This is a genomic window from Pseudoduganella plicata (assembly GCF_004421005.1).
GTDB lineage: Bacteria > Pseudomonadota > Gammaproteobacteria > Burkholderiales > Burkholderiaceae_D > Rugamonas > Rugamonas plicata.
The window spans coordinates 4,653,772-4,670,380 of sequence record NZ_CP038026.1; the positions used below are offsets into that span (position 1 = coordinate 4,653,772).

Below are 16,609 nucleotides of genomic sequence, written 5' to 3' on the forward strand. Positions count from 1 at the left end.
TCAGCCACGCTTGCGCTCATGGTTCCACAGCACGTCGCCGCCGCCGGCAAAGCGGTTCAATACGCGTGCCAGCACGAACATCAGGTCGGACAGGCGGTTGACGTACTGGCGCGGGTGGTCGTGGATGCTTTCTTCCTTGCCGAGCGTGACGATGGCCCGCTCGGCGCGGCGGCATACGGTGCGGCACACGTGCGCCAGCGAGGCGGCGCGCGAGCCGGCCGGCAGGATGAATTCCGTCAGCGCGGGCAGGGAGGCGTTGTACTTTTCCAGCAGCGCGTCCAGGCGCTCCACGTGTTCTTCCTTGATCAGCTGGTAGCCGGGAATGCACAGTTCCCCGCCCAGGTCGAACAGGTCGTGCTGGATCGCCACCAGTTCGCCGCGCAGGTCGTCCGGCATCGGCTCGCACAGCAAGAGCCCGATGTTCGAGTTCAGCTCGTCCACGTCGCCCATCGCGTGCACGCGCGTGCTGTCCTTGCCGGTGCGGCTGCCGTCGCCCAGTCCCGTGGTGCCGTTATCCCCGGTGCGGGTGGCGATCTTTGACAGTCGGTTGCCCATGTTTGTCTCCTTGTTTGAACGGTGCGAGGATACGACAATTCGGCCCATGCCGGGAAATTGGCCTACAATCGTCGTGACGATATGACGAGCAGCCGATGATCACTGACCTTTCCAAGCTCGCCGCGCGCCGGCATGAAGTCGCCCAGGCACTGGCTGCCGTGCTGCCGGCCGGCTGCGTGCTCGCGGCGCCCGAGGACACCCGTCCGTACGAGTGCGACGGCCTGGCCGCTTACCGCCAGATGCCGCTGGTGGTGGCGCTGCCGCACGACGAGGCGCAGGTGCTGGCCGTGCTGGCCGTATGCCGCGGGCTGGGCGTGCCGATCGTGCCGCGCGGCGCCGGTACCGGCCTGTCGGGCGGCGCGATGCCGATTGCCGAGGGTATCGTGCTGTCGACGGCAAGGCTGAACCGCATCGTGCGGCTCGATGCCACGTCGCGCACCGCTGTCGTGCAACCCGGCGTGCGCAACCTCGCCATCTCGGAAGCGGCAGCACCACATGGCCTGTATTACGCGCCCGACCCGTCGTCGCAGATCGCCTGCACCATCGGCGGCAACGTGGCGGAGAACTCCGGCGGCGTGCATTGCCTGAAGTACGGCCTGACGGTGCACAACGTACTGCGCGTGCGCGTGGCCACCATCGATGGCGATATCGTGGAACTGGGCAGCGAGGCGCCCGACGCGCCCGGGCTGGACCTGCTGTCCGTCTTCATTGGCTCCGAGGGCATGCTGGGGATCGTGACGGAAGTGACGGTCAGGCTCGTGCCGAAGGCGCTGTGCGCACGCGTCATCATGGCGTCGTTCGGCGACGTCGTCACCGCGGGCAATGCGGTGGCGCATGTGATCGCGGCCGGCATCATCCCGGCCGGGCTGGAGATGATGGACCGCACGTCCGTGTCCATGGTCGAGCCGTTCGTCCACGCGGGCTACGACCTGGACGCCGCCGCCATCCTGCTGTGCGAGGCGGACGGCACGGTGGAAGAGGTCGACGACGAGATCGCGCGCATGACGGCCGTACTGCGGGAGGCCGGTGCCGGCGCCATCGCCGTGTCGACAACGGAAGCGGAACGGCTGCGCTTCTGGTCGGGCCGCAAGAACGCGTTCCCGGCGGCGGGGCGCATCTCGCCGGACTACTACTGCATGGACGGCACCATCCCCCGCAAGCACCTGGCGCAGGTGCTGACGGGGATCGCGCAGATGGAAGTGAAGTACGGCCTGCGCTGCGCCAACGTATTTCATGCCGGCGACGGCAACCTGCATCCGCTGATCCTGTTCGATGCCAACCGGCCGGACGAGCTCCATCGGGCGGAGGCGTTCGGCGCCGAGATCCTGGCCCTGTGCGTGGCCGTGGGTGGCACGATCACGGGCGAACATGGCGTGGGCGTCGAGAAGATCGATTCGATGTGCGTGCAGTTCAAGCCCACCGAACTGGCGGCCTTTTTCGCCGTCAAGAAGGCGTTCGATCCGCCGATGCTGCTCAATCCCGGCAAGGCCATTCCGACGTTGCACCGCTGCGCCGAATTCGGCCGCCTGCGCGTGACGAACGGCGCGCTGCCACACGCCAACCTGCCGCGTTTCTGACATGCCCGATACGATCGAACAGTTCCGCGACCGCATCCAGGCTGCCACCGCCGCGGGCACGCCACTGCGCATCGTCGGCGGCGCCAGCAAGGACTGGTATGGCGGGCCGTTGCAGGGCGACCCGCTCGAGACGCGAGCGCACAGCGGAATCGTCGATTACGAGCCGACGGAACTGGTTGTCACGGTCCGTTGCGGCACGCCGCTGGCGCAGCTGGAAGCGCAACTGCGCGAGCACCGGCAGATGCTGGCATTCGAGCCCCCCGGTTTGACCCAGCGTCGACGATCGGCGGCGTCGTTGCCAGCGGCCTGTCCGGACCGCGCCGCGCCACGGCCGGCGCCATACGCGACTTCCTGTTGGGCGCGCAGCTGATGGACGGGAAGGGCGAGCTGCTCAACTTCGGCGGCCAGGTCATGAAGAACGTGGCCGGCTACGACGTGGCGCGGCTGCTGGCCGGGTCGATGGGCGTGCTGGGGCTCATCACGCAGGTGTCGCTGAAGGTGCTGCCGCTGCCGCTGGTCGAGACGACCTTGCGCTTCGAGCTGGACGAAATCGCCGCGCTGGCGCGCATGAACGCATGGGGCGGCCAGCCGCTGCCGCTGTCGGCCACGTGCTGGGTCGATGGCGCGCTGACGGTCCGGCTGTCCGGATCCGAACCAGCGGTGGCGGCGGCCGCGCGCAAGCTGGGCGGCGAGCCGGTGAAGGACGACCGGGCATTCTGGACGTCGCTGCGCGACCAGACCCATGCCTTCTTCGACACGGACACGCTGTGGCGCCTGGCGCTGCCGCCGGCGGCCAGCGCCCTCATTCTCGGTGGCACGCAACTGATCGAATGGGGCGGCGCGCAGCGTTGGCTCAAGGTGCCGCGCGCCGGTGCCGCCGATATCCGGCGCAGCGTCGCCGCGGCGGGCGGTCACGCGACCTTGTACCGGGCTGCGGACAAGAGCGCCGGCGCGTTCCAACCGCAGGCGCCGGCCATCGCGCGCATCCAGGAGCGGCTGCAGGCGGCATTCGACCCGGCCGGCATCTTCAACCGCGGGCGTCTGTACTGAGAGAACTCATGCAAACCAATCTCGCCGATTTCATCAAGGGCACGCCGCAGGGGGACGAAGCGGAGAGCATCCTGCGTGCCTGCGTGCACTGCGGCTTCTGTACGGCCACCTGTCCCACTTACCAATTGCTGGGCGACGAACTGGATGGCCCGCGCGGGCGCATCTACCTGATCAAGCAGGTGCTGGAAGGCGCGCCAGTGAGCGCCACCACGCAGCTGCACCTGGACCGCTGCCTGACGTGCCGCAACTGCGAAAGTACATGCCCGTCCGGCGTGCGCTATGGGCGCCTGGCCGATATCGGCCGCGATGTCGTGGAGCGCCGCGTCCGGCGCTCGCTGCCGGACCGGATCAAGCGCTACGTGCTGAAAGAGGGCATGTCGCGCAAGGCGGTGTTCACGCCGGCGTTGCGCGTCGGGCAGGTGTTGCGGCCCTTGCTGTCGCCGGCGCTGCAGGACAAGCTGCCGCCGCTGCGGCGCGCCACGCCATGGCCCACGCGCCGGCACGCACGCCGCATGCTGGTACTCGATGGCTGCGTGCAGCCGGGCATGGCACCCAATATCAATGCCGCGGCGGCGCGCGTGCTCGATGCTGTCGGCATACAGCTGTTTGCCGCGCCACGTGCCGGCTGTTGCGGCGCGCTGCGCTTTCATCTGAACGACCAGGAGGGCGGGCGCGATCACATGCGCCGCAATATCGACGCCTGGTGGCCGTACGTGGAGGAAGTCGAAGCCATCGTCATGACGGCCTCCGGCTGCGGTGCCACCGTGCGTGAATACGGCCACCTGCTGGCGCACGATCCGGTCTATGCGGAAAAGGCGGCGCGTATCTCCGCGCTGACGCGCGACCTGTCCGAGATCCTGCCCGCGTTCGAAGGGGAGCTGGCGCGGCTGGCGCAACGGCACGCCGAGCCGGTGGCGTACCACCCGCCCTGCACGCTGCAGCATGGCCAGCAGGTGCGCGGCAAGGTCGAAGGCCTGCTGCGGGCGCTGGGCCTGGAGGTGCGGCTGTGCGGCGAGTCGCACCTGTGCTGCGGCTCCGCCGGCACGTATTCGCTGCTGCACCCGGAGCTGTCGCTGCAGCTGCGCGACCGCAAGCTGGAACAGCTGGCCGACACCGGCGCCCCCCGCATCGTCTCGGCCAATATCGGCTGCATCGGCCACCTGCAATCGGGAACGCAAACGCCGGTGGAGCACTGGATCGAGCTGGTGGACCGGATGATCGGCAGCCGGTGAGGTGCCATTCCACGACGTTCAAGCTGGCGTCGACAGATTCAAGTCACGGCTGAAATCGCGCAACTCGCCGCGCAGATCCATCAAGGGCCCCAGCAAACTGGCATCCTCCCAGGCCGGCACCTTGACGAAGCCGTCGGCCCATCCTGGCACGTCTTCGGCCGGCATCGGCCGCGCAATCCCGTACCCTTGCGCCAGGTCGCAACCCAGCCGGATCAGCAGGGCGCCATGTTCGGCCGTCTCGACGCCTTCGGCAATGACGCCGCGGTTGAAGGCGCGCGCCAGGCCGATGACGGCGCTGACGAGGTGCAGGTCGTCCCGGTCCACCAGCATATTGCGCACAAAACTCTGGTCTACCTTCAAGACGTCGGCGGGCAGGCGCTTCAGGTACGCCATCGACGAGTAGCCGGTGCCGAAATCGTCCAGTGCGAAGCGGATGCCCAGCGCCTGGCATTCCTGCATGATCGAGCGCACGTGATTGACGTCGTGCAGGGCCGACGATTCGAGGATCTCGAGCTCCAGCAGCCGTGGCGGCACGGCGGGGAATTCGTCGAGGATGGCGCGCAGCCGCCGCACGAAATCCGGGCGCTGGAAATGGCGTGCGGCGATGTTCACGCTGACGCCCCACAGCTGGCCCTTGCCGCCCCACGCGGTCAACTGTTGCAGGGCCTCGCGCAGCACCCATTCGCCGATGTCGGCAATGAGGTCGGTGTGCTCCACGGCGGGCAGGAACTCGGCGGGACCGAGAATGCCGCGCTGCGGATGGCGCCAGCGCAGCAGCGCTTCCATGCCGACGACGCGGCCGTGGCGCATGTCCACTTTCGGCTGGTAGTACAGGCACAGCTGGCCCGCCAGCAGTGCGTCGCGCACTTCGGTGCGGCGGTTGTGGTGGGTGCGGACCTGCTCGTCCAGCACCGCGTCGAAGAAGTGCACCTTGCGGCGGCCTTCGACCTTGGCCTGGTACAGCGCCTGGTCGGCGTGGCGCAGCAGGTTGTCGGCGCTGACGTCGCTGCCCTGGTACAGCGCCACGCCCGCGCTGGCCGTCAGCGGCACCGTGCGCGATCCCGCCTGGTAGCCCCGTGTCAGCGCGAGCATCAGCCGCTCCAGCGTCCGCTCGACGCCTGCCTTGTCGCCATGGTCGCGCAGCAGCAGCACGAATTCGTCGCCGCCGAGGCGGGCCACGTAATGGTCGTTGCCGGCAAATTCGTGCAGGCGGCTTGCCACCTGTTTCAGCACTTCGTCGCCCAGCGCGTGGCCGCCGCTGTCGTTGATCTGCCGGAAGTGATCGAGGTCGAACAGGCAGACGGCCAGCAGGGCGCCGCCATCGCGGGCGCGGGCGATCTCCTGTTCGAAACGGCCCGCGAGCGCGGCGCGGTTGGGCAGCCCGGTCAGCACGTCGTGATAGCTGCGCCACGACATCTGCTGGATCAGCTCACGCGTCTCGCTGACGTCGCGGAACACCAGCACGGTGCCCAGCATGCCGCCGGCGCTTTGCCGGATCGGCGCGGCCGTATATTCGACATTGAAGCGGCGGCCGTCGCGGTGGCGCAGGTTCTGGTCCTTGGCCTTGACGGCGGGGCCGCCCGCCTGCACGGCGGCCAGCGTCTTCATGAGCGTGTGCTGGCCGAAGTTGTTTGCCAGCGCGAACACGTCGTGCAGTTCCTGGCCGCGCGCCTCGCCGGCAGTATAGCCCGTCAGCACCTGCGCCGTCTCGTTCATCGATTCGACGCGGCCCCACGGGTCGGTCACGATGACGGCGTCGCCAATCGATGCCAGCGTGACTTCGCTGCGCTCCTTTTCCGATTGCAGCGTCAGCATCAGGTCCTGGATGCGCGCCGCCATCTCGTTGAACGTGGTGGCCACCGCTTGCGCCTCCGGAAAGCCCCGCACGGGCAGGCGCACGTGGTACTGGCCGTCGCGGAAGGCCTGCGTGGCGCGGCTGATCCGGCGCAGCATGCGCCGCGTGGCAAAGATCAGGAGGCCGAGCAGGCAGTAGATCAGGAAGATGTTCAGCGCCGTTACCAGCGCCTGGTGGCGCAGTGCGCGCCACGCCACGTTCAGCGCCGGGGTGGCGCTGAACCATATTTCCACATGGGAGCCGGAGGCGCCAACCGGCACCGTGTAGGTCAGCGGATCGATGCCGGCAACAGCGGAAAACCAGGCCGGGTAGAGCGGCGCGTCGGGCAAGCGCATCGCCTCCAGGGCCGTCCCGTCCTCCAGCCAGCGCACGCGCGAGACGCCCTCGCTGACATTGGCGGTGCGCTGCAACAGCGCCGTGACAGCGGCCCGGTCGTGTGCCGCCGCCAGAGGGGCGAGAGCTTCGGCAAGGTTTTGCGTGACCTGGCGCGTTTCCAGAACCAGCTGGTGCCGCGCCTGCCCGGCTTCCGAATCCACCAGCAGGGTATAGCGCACGGCCACGATAGCCACGATCAGCAGGGAAATTGGTACGAACAGGCGGGAATAGGCGCCCATTCTGATCCAACGGGATACGATACTTGCGGGGAGCGGCATGGCGTGGTTTTGTGAGCAAAAGTGCGCCCGCCATTATTACCTAGAATGCAATTCCAGTGTGCAACGATATCGCGTTCTCTCAGTAATGAACAGATTTCTGCGGTTACAGCACAACATGATGCATGTAACCACTAGTTATTGCTCAGCCGACAGCACTCCCCAGCAGCGCTTCGATATCGCGTGCGATTTCCTCCGGTTTCGTCATGGGCCCGTAGCGGTGCGCGACGGTACCGTCGCGCCGGACGAGGAATTTGGTGAAATTCCACTTGATCGCCTTGGTGCCGAGCACGCCAGGCGCGCTTTTTTTCAGATATTGGTAGAGCGGGTGGGCGGCGGCGCCATTGACATCGATCTTGGCAAACAGGGGGAAGGTGACGGCATACTTTGTCTCGCAGAAAGCGCCGATTTCCTCCGCCGTGCCGGGTTCCTGGGCGCCGAACTGGTTGCAGGGAAAGCCCAGCACCATGAAGCCCTGCGGCCCGTAGCGCTCATGCAGCTTCTCCAGCCCCGTGTACTGCGGCGTGAAGCCGCATGCGCTGGCCGTGTTCACGATCAGCAGCACCTTGTCGTGGTACTGCGCCAGCTCAACGGGTTGGCCGGCCAGACTGACGGCGAAGAAATCGAAGACGGACGTCATGGTGCGCTCCTCAGATCAGGCCCAGATGCTCGGTGCCGGCGGACAGGTCGCGGTTTTTCGCGCCCTTGCCTTCCAGTTTGATGGCAAGACGCAGGTCGTTGACGGAATCGGCGTTGCGCAGAGCGTCCTCGTAGCTGATCTTGTCCGCTTCGTACAGGTCGAACAGCGACTGGTCGAACGTCTGCATGCCCAGCTCGCGCGACTTCTTCATCAGCTCCTTGATCTCGTGCACCTGCCCCTTGAAGATCAGGTCCGAGATCAGCGGAGAGTTCAGCATGATCTCGATGGCCACCGCACGGCCCTTCCCTTCCTTCAGCGGCACCAGGCGCTGCGAGATCATGCCTTTCATGTTCAGCGACAGGTCCATCAGCAGTTGCTGGCGGCGCTCTTCGGGGAAGAAGTTGATGATGCGGTCCAGCGCCTGGTTGGCGTTATTCGCATGCATCGTGGCCAGGCACAGGTGGCCCGTTTCGGCAAACGCGATGGCGTGGTCCATCGTCGCGCGGTCGCGGATCTCGCCGATCTGGATCACGTCCGGCGCCTGGCGCAGCGTATTTTTCAGCGCCACTTCCCAGTCTTCCGTATCAACGCCCACTTCTCGCTGCGTGACGATGCAGTTGTGGTGCGGGTGGACGAACTCCACCGGGTCTTCGATCGTGATGATGTGCCCATGGCTGTTGGCGTTGCGCCAGCCGACCATCGCCGCCAGCGTCGTCGATTTGCCGGAGCCCGTGGCGCCGACCATGATGACGAGGCCGCGCTTGGCCATCACGATGTCCTTTAGGACCTCTGGCAGGCCCAGGTCTTCCAGCTTCGGGATGGCGCTGTTAATCGTGCGCAGCACCATGCCCACAGAACTCATCTGCACGAAGGCGGACACGCGAAAGCGCCCGAGGTCGCCGGGACTGATGGCGAAGTTGGCCTCCTTGGTCGCCTCGAACGATGCCGTCTGCTTGTCGTTCATGATGGAGCGGGCCAGATCGGCCGTGTGTGCCGCCGTCAAAGGCTGCGCCGAGACGGGGGTGAGCTTGCCGTCGATCTTCATCGCCGGCGGAAAGCCGGCCGTGATGAACAGGTCCGAGCCTTTCTTGCCGACCATCAGGCGCAGCAGGTCGAACATGAATTTGGATGCCTGGTCGCGTTCCATCGCCGCTCCTTAACCGGGGAAGTTCTCGGGATCTTGGCGGCGGCGCGGGCGGCGGCCGACGAGATCACGTTGCGGCGCACCAGGTCCGTCAGGTTCTGGTCGAGCGTCTGCATGCCCACGTTGCTGCCCGTCTGGATTGCCGAGTACATCTGCGCGATCTTCGCTTCGCGGATCAGGTTGCGAATCGCCGGCGTGCCCACCATGATCTCGTGCGCGGCTACGCGGCCTGCGCCATCCTTCGTCTTCAGCAGCGTCTGGGAGATGACGGCCTGCAGCGATTCGGACAGCATGGCCCGTACCATCTCCTTTTCCTCGGCGGGGAAGACGTCGACGATGCGGTCGATCGTCTTCGCGGCGGACGACGTGTGCAGCGTGCCGAACACGAGGTGGCCCGTCTCCGCCGCCGACAGGGCCAGGCGGATCGTCTCCAGGTCGCGCAGCTCGCCGACGAGGATCGCATCGGGATCCTCCCGCAGCGCCGAGCGCAGCGCGTTACTGAACGACAGGGTGTGCGGGCCCACTTCGCGCTGGTTGATCAGGCACTTCTTCGATTCGTGCACGAATTCGATCGGGTCCTCGATCGTCAGGATATGGCCGTACTCGTGCTCATTGAGGTGGTTGACCATGGCTGCCAGCGTGGTCGACTTGCCCGAGCCGGTGGGACCCGTGACGAGCACGAGGCCGCGCGGCTTGAGCGCGAAGTCGGCGAAGATCTTCGGCGCGTTCAGGTCTTCCAGCGTGAGTATCTTCGACGGGATCGTGCGCAGCACGGCGGAAGCGCCACGGTCCTGGTTGAACGCATTGACGCGAAAGCGCGCCAGGCCGGGAATGGCGAAGCTGAAGTCGATCTCGAGCAGCTCCTCGTACACCTTGCGCTGGCTGTCGTTCATGATGTCATAGATCATGCCGTGCACGTCCTTGTGCTCCAGCGGCGGCAGGTTGATGCGGCGGACATCGCCGTGCACGCGGATCATCGGCGGCAGGCCGGCGGACAGGTGCAGGTCCGATGCCTTGTTCTTGACGGAGAAAGCGAGAAGTTCGGAGATGTCCATTTATAATCCAGTGATCAAAACAATAAGCTCATTAAAACCGGAACCGCAGGCTGCCGGCGCGCGACTGCTGACAAGGGGGCAACCCGGGTGGCAACTCAGGTGGCAACTCAGGTGGCAACCCGGTTGCACGCTGAATTGCAACCACGCTGAAACAGCAGGCGCAGACGGGCTCCTGGCAAGGCCGGATCGACGATTATGTCCACAATCACTCTGAACATGCAAGCAGTCGGGGATGCCATCGCGGCGGCCGCCGACGAGGCGCGGCGCCCACGCGACAGCGTGCGCCTGCTGGCTGTCTCCAAGACCTTCGGCCCCGATGCCGTGATCGAAGCGGCGGGGGCCGGGCAGCGCGCCTTTGGCGAAAACTATGTGCAGGAAGGCGTCGACAAGGTGCGTGCCGTCGCGGCCGCGCTGCCCGCCGCATTGACTGACCTGCCGCTGGAATGGCACTTCATCGGCCCGATCCAGAGCAACAAGACGCGGCCCATCGCCGAGCATTTCGACTGGGTACATACCGTCGAGCGAGAGAAGATCGCCCAGCGCCTGGCCGAACAGCGGCCGGATGGACGGGGCCTGCTCAATATCTGCCTGCAGGTCAATATCAGCGGGGAAGCCAGCAAGAGTGGCGTAGCCCCGGCGGACGTGGCGGCGCTGGCGCGCGCCGTGGCCGCACTGCCGAAGCTGCGTCTGCGCGGCCTGATGGCCATTCCCGAGCCGACGGAGGACTTCGATGCGCAGCGCGCCGCGTTTGCGGCGCTGCGCACGCTGTACGACGATCTGCGCGAACAAGGCTTCGCGCTGGACACGCTGTCGATGGGCATGTCGGCCGACCTGCGCGCGGCAGTCCTGGAAGGCGCCACCATCGTGCGCGTCGGCAGCGCCATTTTCGGCGCCCGTCACACCAACAAGGAACCTCAATGAAGATTGCATTTATCGGCGGCGGCAATATGGCCGCGGCGCTGATTGCCGGACTGGCGGGGCGGGTCACGCCAGGCGCAAACATCCATGTCGTGGACCCCAACCCGGCGGCGCTGGAACACCTGCAGCGCGAGTATGGCCTGACGACAGCCGCCGCGATTGACGCGGCCGTGACGGCAGCGGAAGTCATCGTGCTGGCCGTGAAACCGCAAAACATGCGCGACGTGGCAGCCACGCTGCAGCCGCTGCTGGCATTGGTGGGGCACCAGCCCCTGGTCGTCTCCATCGCCGCCGGCATCCGCGCGCGCGATCTGTCACGCTGGCTGGGCGGCTACGGCGCCATCGTGCGTTGCATGCCTAATACCCCTGCCTTGATCGGCATGGGCATCACGGGCATGGTGGCGTACGACGGCGTTACTGCCGCGCAGCGCACGATGGCCGACCAGATGCTGGCCGGTGTCGGCACGACGATGTGGCTGGACGACGAAGGGCTGATCGACGCGGTAACGGCGGTATCGGGCAGCGGCCCCGCCTACGTCTTTTACTTCATGGAGGCGATGCAGCAGGCCGGCGTGGAGCTGGGCCTGACGCCGGCACAAAGCCTGGCGCTGGCGCAGGGCACGTTCGCGGGCGCGGCGGCATTGGCCGGGCGTTCGGAGGAACCCTTGTCGACCTTGCGCGAGCGCGTCACGTCGAAGGGCGGCACCACCTACGCGGCGCTGACGAGCATGGAGGCGGCCGGCGTGAAGGACGCCGTCACCACCGCCGTCAAGGCGGCTGCGGCACGCGGCCGGGAGCTGGGCGACGAGTTGGGGGCGCAATGATCCATCACCTGTCGCTGGGCGTGCGCGACCTGGCCGCCGGCGCGGCGTTTTATGACGGCGTGCTTGGCGCGCTGGGGTTCCGTCGCGTGTTCGAGGACGATGAAGCGATCGGCTACGGAACCGTGGACGACCAGGATATCCTGTGCCTGAAGCAGCGTGACGACGCGGCCGCGCCCGGCGACGGCTTTCACCTGGCCTTCGCGGCACCGACGCGCGGGCTGTCGATGCGTTCCACGCGGCGGGCATGCGCGCCGGCGGCAGGGACAACGGCGGGCCGGGGCTGCGCGAGGACTACGGTCCGGCTTACTACGCCGCGTTCCTGGCCGATCCGGACGGCCATCGGGTCGAAGCGGTGTTCAAGGGCGGCGTGTGAAGGGGCAGCCGTTCTGGCCCTGAAAACAAAACGGCCCGCACTGCGAGCCGTTTTTCGTTACCGCGTCACGCCTCAGTCGCGCGACACAATGACACCCAGCAGCAGGCCCACGACGCCGCCGATGATGACGGCTTTCCATGGGTTGTCGTGCACATAGGTGTCGGTGGCCTGCGCCGCCAGTTTGCTTTTCGCCACCACGGAATCTTCCAGTGTCAGCAGATTGGTCTTTGCCGAGCGCAGCGTTTCCTGGACTTTGGCGCGGGCATCGCCCAGATCCTCCGCCGTGCTGCTGGCCGCGCCGCGCAGCCACTGTTCCGCATCGCCGATGGTTTTCTTCAGGTCGCCCATCAGGCGCTCGCGGGTTTGCGCGCTGTCGCCGGAGTTGTAGGTGCTGCCATTGCCTTTGGTGCTGCCGGTGCCTTCGAGATTGGTCGTCTGATCCATAATCGCCTCTTCTTTTGAATGTCAGCTGAACGTCAGCAGGAACGTCAATCCTAGTCAGCGACGGCATTGCCTGGTGGAATCAGCGCAGCGCATAATCCAGCGCGATCCCGACAAATACCGCCGCTCCCAGGTAGTTATTGTGGCGGAATGCCGCAAAACAAGGCGCACGCTCGCGATTGCGGATGAGGAAGTAGTGATAGACGACGCAGCCGGCGGCCACGGCGAGTCCGGCCAGGAACCAGGAGCCGAGACCGAAGTGCACGCCGGCCAGCAGCAGAATGGCGAGATGGAGGACGTAGCACAGCATGACGATGGCGACGTCCCAGCGGCCAAACGTGATGGCGGACGTCTTGATGCCGATTTTCAGGTCGTCGTCGCGGTCGACCATCGCATATTCCGTGTCGTAGGCCACGGCCCAGAACACATTGCCCAGGAGTAGCAGCCACGCGATGGCGGGCACGGTATTCTGCACGGCGGCGAACGCCATCGGAATACCGAAGCCGAACGCAATGCCGAGGTAGGCCTGCGGAATGGCAAAGAAGCGTTTGAAGTAGGGATAGGTGCCGGCGATGATGACGGCGGCCACGCTCAGCTGCTTGACGAGCGCATTGAGCGGCAGGATCAGCAGGAACGCGACGATCGACAGGCCGGCCGCGATGGCGACGGCTTCCTTGCCACTGATGCGTCCGCTGGTGATGGGGCGGTCGGCCGTCCGCTTGACGTGGCGGTCGAAATCCTGGTCCGCGTAATCGTTGATTGCGCAGCCGGCCGAACGCATCAGCAACGTGCCCAGCGAGAAGATGACGAGCAGGTGCCAGGCAGGCACGCCACCACTGGCGAGCCACAGGCCCATCAGTGTCGGCCACAGCAGCAGCACGGTGCCGATGGGCTTGTCAAGCCGCACAAGGCGGAAATACAGCTGCAATTTGGAAGGGGCGGGAGCGTACACGGTATTGTCGAAGTCAGGTCAGGCGGCGGCAGGGGCATCCAGCATGGTCACGCCAGGCAGGTCGCATCCGGCAATCGCTTCCACGACGGCGTCGATGGCGGCCTTGCGCGTGAAGCTCTTGCGCCAGACGATGACGACGCGGCGCGACGGCTGCGGGTTCTCGAAATGGCGGAACTGCAGCATGCCGCCGCGGGCATCCATGTCGGGGACGGAGGCGCGCGGCAGCACTGTAAGGCCGATGCCGCTGGCCACCATGTGGCGGATCGTTTCCAGCGAGGAGCCCTCGAAAGTGCGTTGCATGCCGTTGCCTGGCGTGGAGAAGCGCGCCATCTCCGGGCACACTTCCAGCACCTGATCGCGGAAGCAGTGGCCGTTGCCGAGCAATAGCATTGTTTCCTTCTTCAGGTCCTCCGCGGGGATGCGGTCGCGCGCGACCCACGGGTGGTGGTTCGGCATGGCGACGACGAAGGGCTCGTCGTACAGGTCCTGCATCGCCATGCCGTGGTCCGGCAGGGGCAGGGCCATGATGGCGGCGTCCAGTTCGCCCTGGCGCAGCAGCTCCAGCAGCTTGACGGTGAAGTTTTCCTGCAGGATCAATGGCATCTGCGGCGTCTTCCCGATCATCGCCCTGACCAGCGGCGGCAGCAGATAGGGGCCAATCGTGTAGATGACGCCCAGGCGCAGTGGGCCGGCCAGCGGGTCCTTGTTCTGTTTGGCAAGTTCCTTGATAGCGGCCGTCTGCTCCAGCACGCGCTCGGCCTGCGCCACGATCTGCGCACCCAGCGGCGTGACGGAAATCTCGGCGCCGCCCCGTTCGAACAGCGTCACACCCAGCTCATCCTCAAGTTTCTTGATCGCGACCGACAGCGTCGGCTGCGCCACGAAGCAGGCCTCGGCCGCGTGGCCGAAATGTTTGGCGCGCGCGACCGCGACGATGTACTTGAGTTCGGTAAGTGTCATAGGTTCTTGGCTGGTAGGGGCCGGAGGCGGTCATATTGTAACGGAATGCACTGGCTATAATGGGCGCGATACCCATAGCAAGAGAGACTTCATGCCCCGATTCGAAGAGAAAATCTGTTCCCGCGCCGAGCTGCGGGCCCGCGTGGCGGCGCTGCCGAAACCTGTCGTGCTGACCAATGGGGTGTTCGACATCCTGCACCGGGGCCACGTCACCTACCTGGCGCAGGCGCGCGAGCTGGGAGCGTCGCTGGTCGTGGCGGCCAATACGGACGCGTCCGTCAAACGGCTGGGCAAGGGCGACGATCGTCCCCTGAACACGTGCGACGACCGGATGGCGCTGCTGGCGGCGCTGGAATCGGTCAGCCTGGTGGTGCCGTTCGACGAGGATACGGCGCTGGAAGTGGTGCTGGAAGCGCAGCCGGAGATTTACGCCAAGGGCGGCGACTACGATATGACGGCGATTCCGGAAGGGAAGGCGGTGCTCGCGTATGGCGGCAAGGCCGTCGCGATCGACTTCGAGCACGACCGCTCGACGACCAAGCTGCTGGCCAAGGTTCGCACGTTCGGCGCGTAAGGCTAGTTCTGCAGGATGGTGATCTTGCCGTCCGGTTCAAGGAAGGCGCATTTCATCTTGTGCAGGGGACAGTCGGCCTCGCGCAGCGCCTGCTCGACGTCGCCTTCGGCCACGCGGCATTTCTTGACGACGTCGGTGAAGACCTTGCCGTCACGGCCCAGCAGCACGGGCGACCCGTCGACCAGCTCCGCGATCTTGCGGCTGCGCGAGGTGGCGACGGCGATGATGACGTTCAAGGCGATCAGCGTCGACGCGAGAATCAGTCCGCCCTGGATGGAATTGTCGCCACCGTTGAGCGAATTCGACACAGCCTCGCTCAGCAGCATCACGATCAGCAGATCGAACGGCGTGAACTGGCCAATGGTCCGCTTGCCCGTCAGCCGCACCATCACGAGCAGAAAAGCATAAATGATGGTGCCGCGGGCAATAAATTCCCACCAGGGCAAATCCATATCGAACATGCGACCTCCGCCGTAGAGCCGAAAGCTCACTTATACGGCGTCTAGTGCATTTATGCCAACACGAATGCGTCCAACCGCTCAGCCCGTGACAACATCGGGGTCAGTCACAAAAACTGTCACAGACTGGTCCGTAATGGCGTATCGCCTGTCAGCCAGCGCCCTGTCAACCGTACTGAGCGAGACGCCGAACTGCCTGGCGATCTGGCTGCGCGGGTAACGTCCGCGGTGGAACGCTGCGGCCATTGCCGTTCGCCTGTCGGCATACAGGGTATGAAACGCTTCCAGCGGCAGCCTTGGCCCATCGCGCGTGGTCGACCCGTTGTCGCGCTCCCTGTGGTGGCGTAGCGGGTCGGCGGCGCCGATACCTGCACGGATGAACCCGTCGTAATGCGACGTGCCGTGCTCTTGCGTGCTGGCAAACATTTCGAGCACCACGTCCCGCGTAAGCCAGTCCGGTACGACGTCGAGGGCGCAATAGTAGCGGTGGCTGCTCCAGCGCCAATCGGCTGGCGCAGCCACCAACCTGGCCCGAACGGGATTGAGTGCGATATATCGTGCCACCTCGAGCAATTGCTCATCCTGTTCGACAAGCACGGCATGGTACCGACCCTGGATGAGGTGGCCTGCCTGGCCATGCCGTTGGTTGTAGCGTCTCGCATAGCTGCCGTTCAGGTAATGCATCGCCTGCGACAGGTTCGGTTCGCGCGTTTCGATCAGCAGGTGAAAGTGATTCGGCATCAGACAGAATGCGTGGATCACGACCTTGAAACGGCCGACGACGACGGCCAGCGTGTCTTGCCAGATCAGATGGTCCTTGTCGTCCGCAAAGATGTTTGCCCGTCGATTGCCCCGCGACGTCACGTGGTACAGGGCTCCGGCGAGAAGGGTACGGTGAGGTCTGCTCATCCATGCACGTTAGCATCTGACTCGGTTGCGGCCATGATGACCGTCAACGCTCGCTAATGAGCTGAGTTCGTGACAGTTTTCGTGCCTGACCCCGATGTTGTCAGTGCCGTTTATCGACTGGAAAGATGGCGAAGACGATTGCTACGGCTGCGAGAATGAGGGTTGTTGCCAGGTGGCCGGCCATCGTGAGCCAGAATCTGCCCTGCTGGAGCTGCATCGAATACGTGTGGTGGGTGCCGTACTTGTTGAGCGAGGTTGTCACGCCAGTCGCGAGGCCGTCGTAAAGCAGGCAGCATCCGAGCCCGCAGCCGATCGTGGCGATCGCTACCAGCAGCCAGTTCAGCGATCTCATCAGCATGGCCCGCCCGCGGGCCGGCGCTTGCGGGCGTTGATCGACTTTACGTTTGGCCCGCTTGCGTGGAGGAAGCTTCGACGCCATGTC

17 protein-coding genes and 1 pseudogene are annotated in these 16,609 nt (G+C 65.6%); 7 read left to right on the forward strand and 11 right to left on the reverse strand.

Features of this window, described 5'->3' with window-relative positions; all coding sequences use genetic code 11:
- The gene (locus tag E1742_RS20595) at window positions 1-555 is read right to left on the reverse strand and encodes a cob(I)yrinic acid a,c-diamide adenosyltransferase (protein ID WP_134387006.1); all 555 of its coding nucleotides are present in this window, start codon (window positions 553-555) and stop codon (window positions 1-3) included.
- Between the two features lie 95 nt (window positions 556-650).
- Here E1742_RS20595 and E1742_RS20600 point away from each other — a divergent pair, with 95 nt between their 5' ends.
- The 3 genes and pseudogenes from E1742_RS20600 to glcF all read left to right on the forward strand — a co-directional run bounded on the left by E1742_RS20600 (window position 651) and on the right by glcF (window position 4,414).
- The gene (locus tag E1742_RS20600) at window positions 651-2,132 is read left to right on the forward strand and encodes an FAD-linked oxidase C-terminal domain-containing protein (protein WP_134387007.1); all 1,482 of its coding nucleotides are present in this window, start codon (window positions 651-653) and stop codon (window positions 2,130-2,132) included.
- 1 nt (window position 2,133) lies between these two features.
- Window positions 2,134-3,182 (forward strand): annotated as a pseudogene (glcE, locus tag E1742_RS20605) (glycolate oxidase subunit GlcE).
- A gap of 8 nt (window positions 3,183-3,190) precedes the next feature.
- Window positions 3,191-4,414 (forward strand): glycolate oxidase subunit GlcF, encoded by a 1,224-nt coding sequence (gene glcF / locus E1742_RS20610; RefSeq protein ID WP_134387008.1) that lies wholly within the window; start codon window positions 3,191-3,193, stop codon window positions 4,412-4,414.
- An 18-nt stretch (window positions 4,415-4,432) separates the two neighbouring features.
- Here the strand turns inward: glcF and E1742_RS20615 are convergent, their stop codons facing one another.
- The 4 genes from E1742_RS20615 to E1742_RS20630 all read right to left on the reverse strand — a co-directional run bounded on the left by E1742_RS20615 (window position 4,433) and on the right by E1742_RS20630 (window position 9,758).
- Window positions 4,433-6,883 (reverse strand): putative bifunctional diguanylate cyclase/phosphodiesterase, encoded by a 2,451-nt coding sequence (locus E1742_RS20615; RefSeq protein ID WP_134387009.1) that lies wholly within the window; start codon window positions 6,881-6,883, stop codon window positions 4,433-4,435.
- Window positions 6,884-7,064: 181 nt separating this feature from the next.
- Window positions 7,065-7,559, reverse strand: a complete 495-nt coding sequence (locus E1742_RS20620; protein WP_134387010.1) for a glutathione peroxidase — start codon at window positions 7,557-7,559, stop codon at window positions 7,065-7,067.
- 10 nt (window positions 7,560-7,569) lie between these two features.
- Entirely contained in the window at window positions 7,570-8,706 is a 1,137-nt protein-coding gene (locus E1742_RS20625; protein WP_134387011.1) for a PilT/PilU family type 4a pilus ATPase, read from the reverse strand.
- Window positions 8,658-9,758: a type IV pilus twitching motility protein PilT gene (locus tag E1742_RS20630; RefSeq protein WP_229466152.1), complete on the reverse strand. Its 1,101-nt coding sequence runs from the start codon at window positions 9,756-9,758 to the stop codon at window positions 8,658-8,660. The genes E1742_RS20625 and E1742_RS20630 overlap by 49 nt, the downstream gene beginning before the upstream one ends.
- 195 nt (window positions 9,759-9,953) lie before the next feature.
- Here E1742_RS20630 and E1742_RS20635 point away from each other — a divergent pair, with 195 nt between their 5' ends.
- The 3 genes from E1742_RS20635 to E1742_RS27415 all read left to right on the forward strand — a co-directional run bounded on the left by E1742_RS20635 (window position 9,954) and on the right by E1742_RS27415 (window position 11,873).
- Window positions 9,954-10,679, forward strand: a complete 726-nt coding sequence (locus E1742_RS20635) for a YggS family pyridoxal phosphate-dependent enzyme (RefSeq protein ID WP_134387012.1) — start codon at window positions 9,954-9,956, stop codon at window positions 10,677-10,679.
- Window positions 10,676-11,500: a pyrroline-5-carboxylate reductase gene (proC, locus tag E1742_RS20640; protein WP_134387013.1), complete on the forward strand. Its 825-nt coding sequence runs from the start codon at window positions 10,676-10,678 to the stop codon at window positions 11,498-11,500. Before E1742_RS20635 ends, proC begins: the two co-directional genes overlap by 4 nt.
- 244 nt (window positions 11,501-11,744) lie before the next feature.
- A complete protein-coding gene (locus E1742_RS27415; RefSeq protein WP_371860168.1) occupies window positions 11,745-11,873 on the forward strand; it encodes a VOC family protein in 129 nt (42 codons plus the stop codon).
- A 72-nt stretch (window positions 11,874-11,945) separates the two neighbouring features.
- Here the strand turns inward: E1742_RS27415 and E1742_RS20650 are convergent, their stop codons facing one another.
- The 3 genes from E1742_RS20650 to E1742_RS20660 form a co-directional block, all read right to left on the reverse strand.
- Window positions 11,946-12,317: an ElaB/YgaM/YqjD family protein gene (locus E1742_RS20650; RefSeq protein ID WP_134387014.1), complete on the reverse strand. Its 372-nt coding sequence runs from the start codon at window positions 12,315-12,317 to the stop codon at window positions 11,946-11,948.
- Between the two features lie 79 nt (window positions 12,318-12,396).
- A complete protein-coding gene (gene ubiA / locus E1742_RS20655) occupies window positions 12,397-13,266 on the reverse strand; it encodes a 4-hydroxybenzoate octaprenyltransferase (RefSeq protein WP_134387015.1) in 870 nt (289 codons plus the stop codon).
- Window positions 13,267-13,284: 18 nt separating this feature from the next.
- Window positions 13,285-14,226 (reverse strand): hydrogen peroxide-inducible genes activator, encoded by a 942-nt coding sequence (locus tag E1742_RS20660; protein WP_134387016.1) that lies wholly within the window; start codon window positions 14,224-14,226, stop codon window positions 13,285-13,287.
- A gap of 91 nt (window positions 14,227-14,317) precedes the next feature.
- Between E1742_RS20660 and E1742_RS20665 the strand changes: the two genes are divergently transcribed.
- Window positions 14,318-14,800, forward strand: coding sequence for an adenylyltransferase/cytidyltransferase family protein (locus E1742_RS20665; protein WP_134387017.1), 483 nt, complete (start codon window positions 14,318-14,320; stop codon window positions 14,798-14,800).
- A 2-nt stretch (window positions 14,801-14,802) separates the two neighbouring features.
- On the opposite strand, the gene E1742_RS20670 is transcribed toward E1742_RS20665, so the two are convergent.
- The 3 genes from E1742_RS20670 to E1742_RS20680 form a co-directional block, all read right to left on the reverse strand.
- Window positions 14,803-15,261 (reverse strand): DUF421 domain-containing protein, encoded by a 459-nt coding sequence (locus E1742_RS20670; protein WP_134387018.1) that lies wholly within the window; start codon window positions 15,259-15,261, stop codon window positions 14,803-14,805.
- A 78-nt stretch (window positions 15,262-15,339) separates the two neighbouring features.
- Window positions 15,340-16,167: an REP-associated tyrosine transposase gene (locus tag E1742_RS20675; RefSeq protein WP_134387019.1), complete on the reverse strand. Its 828-nt coding sequence runs from the start codon at window positions 16,165-16,167 to the stop codon at window positions 15,340-15,342.
- Window positions 16,168-16,267: 100 nt separating this feature from the next.
- Window positions 16,268-16,606 carry a hypothetical protein gene (locus tag E1742_RS20680; RefSeq protein ID WP_134387020.1) on the reverse strand — a complete coding sequence of 113 codons (339 nt, stop codon included), beginning with the start codon at window positions 16,604-16,606 and terminating at the stop codon, window positions 16,268-16,270.
- Between the last annotated feature and the right edge of the window lie 3 nt (window positions 16,607-16,609).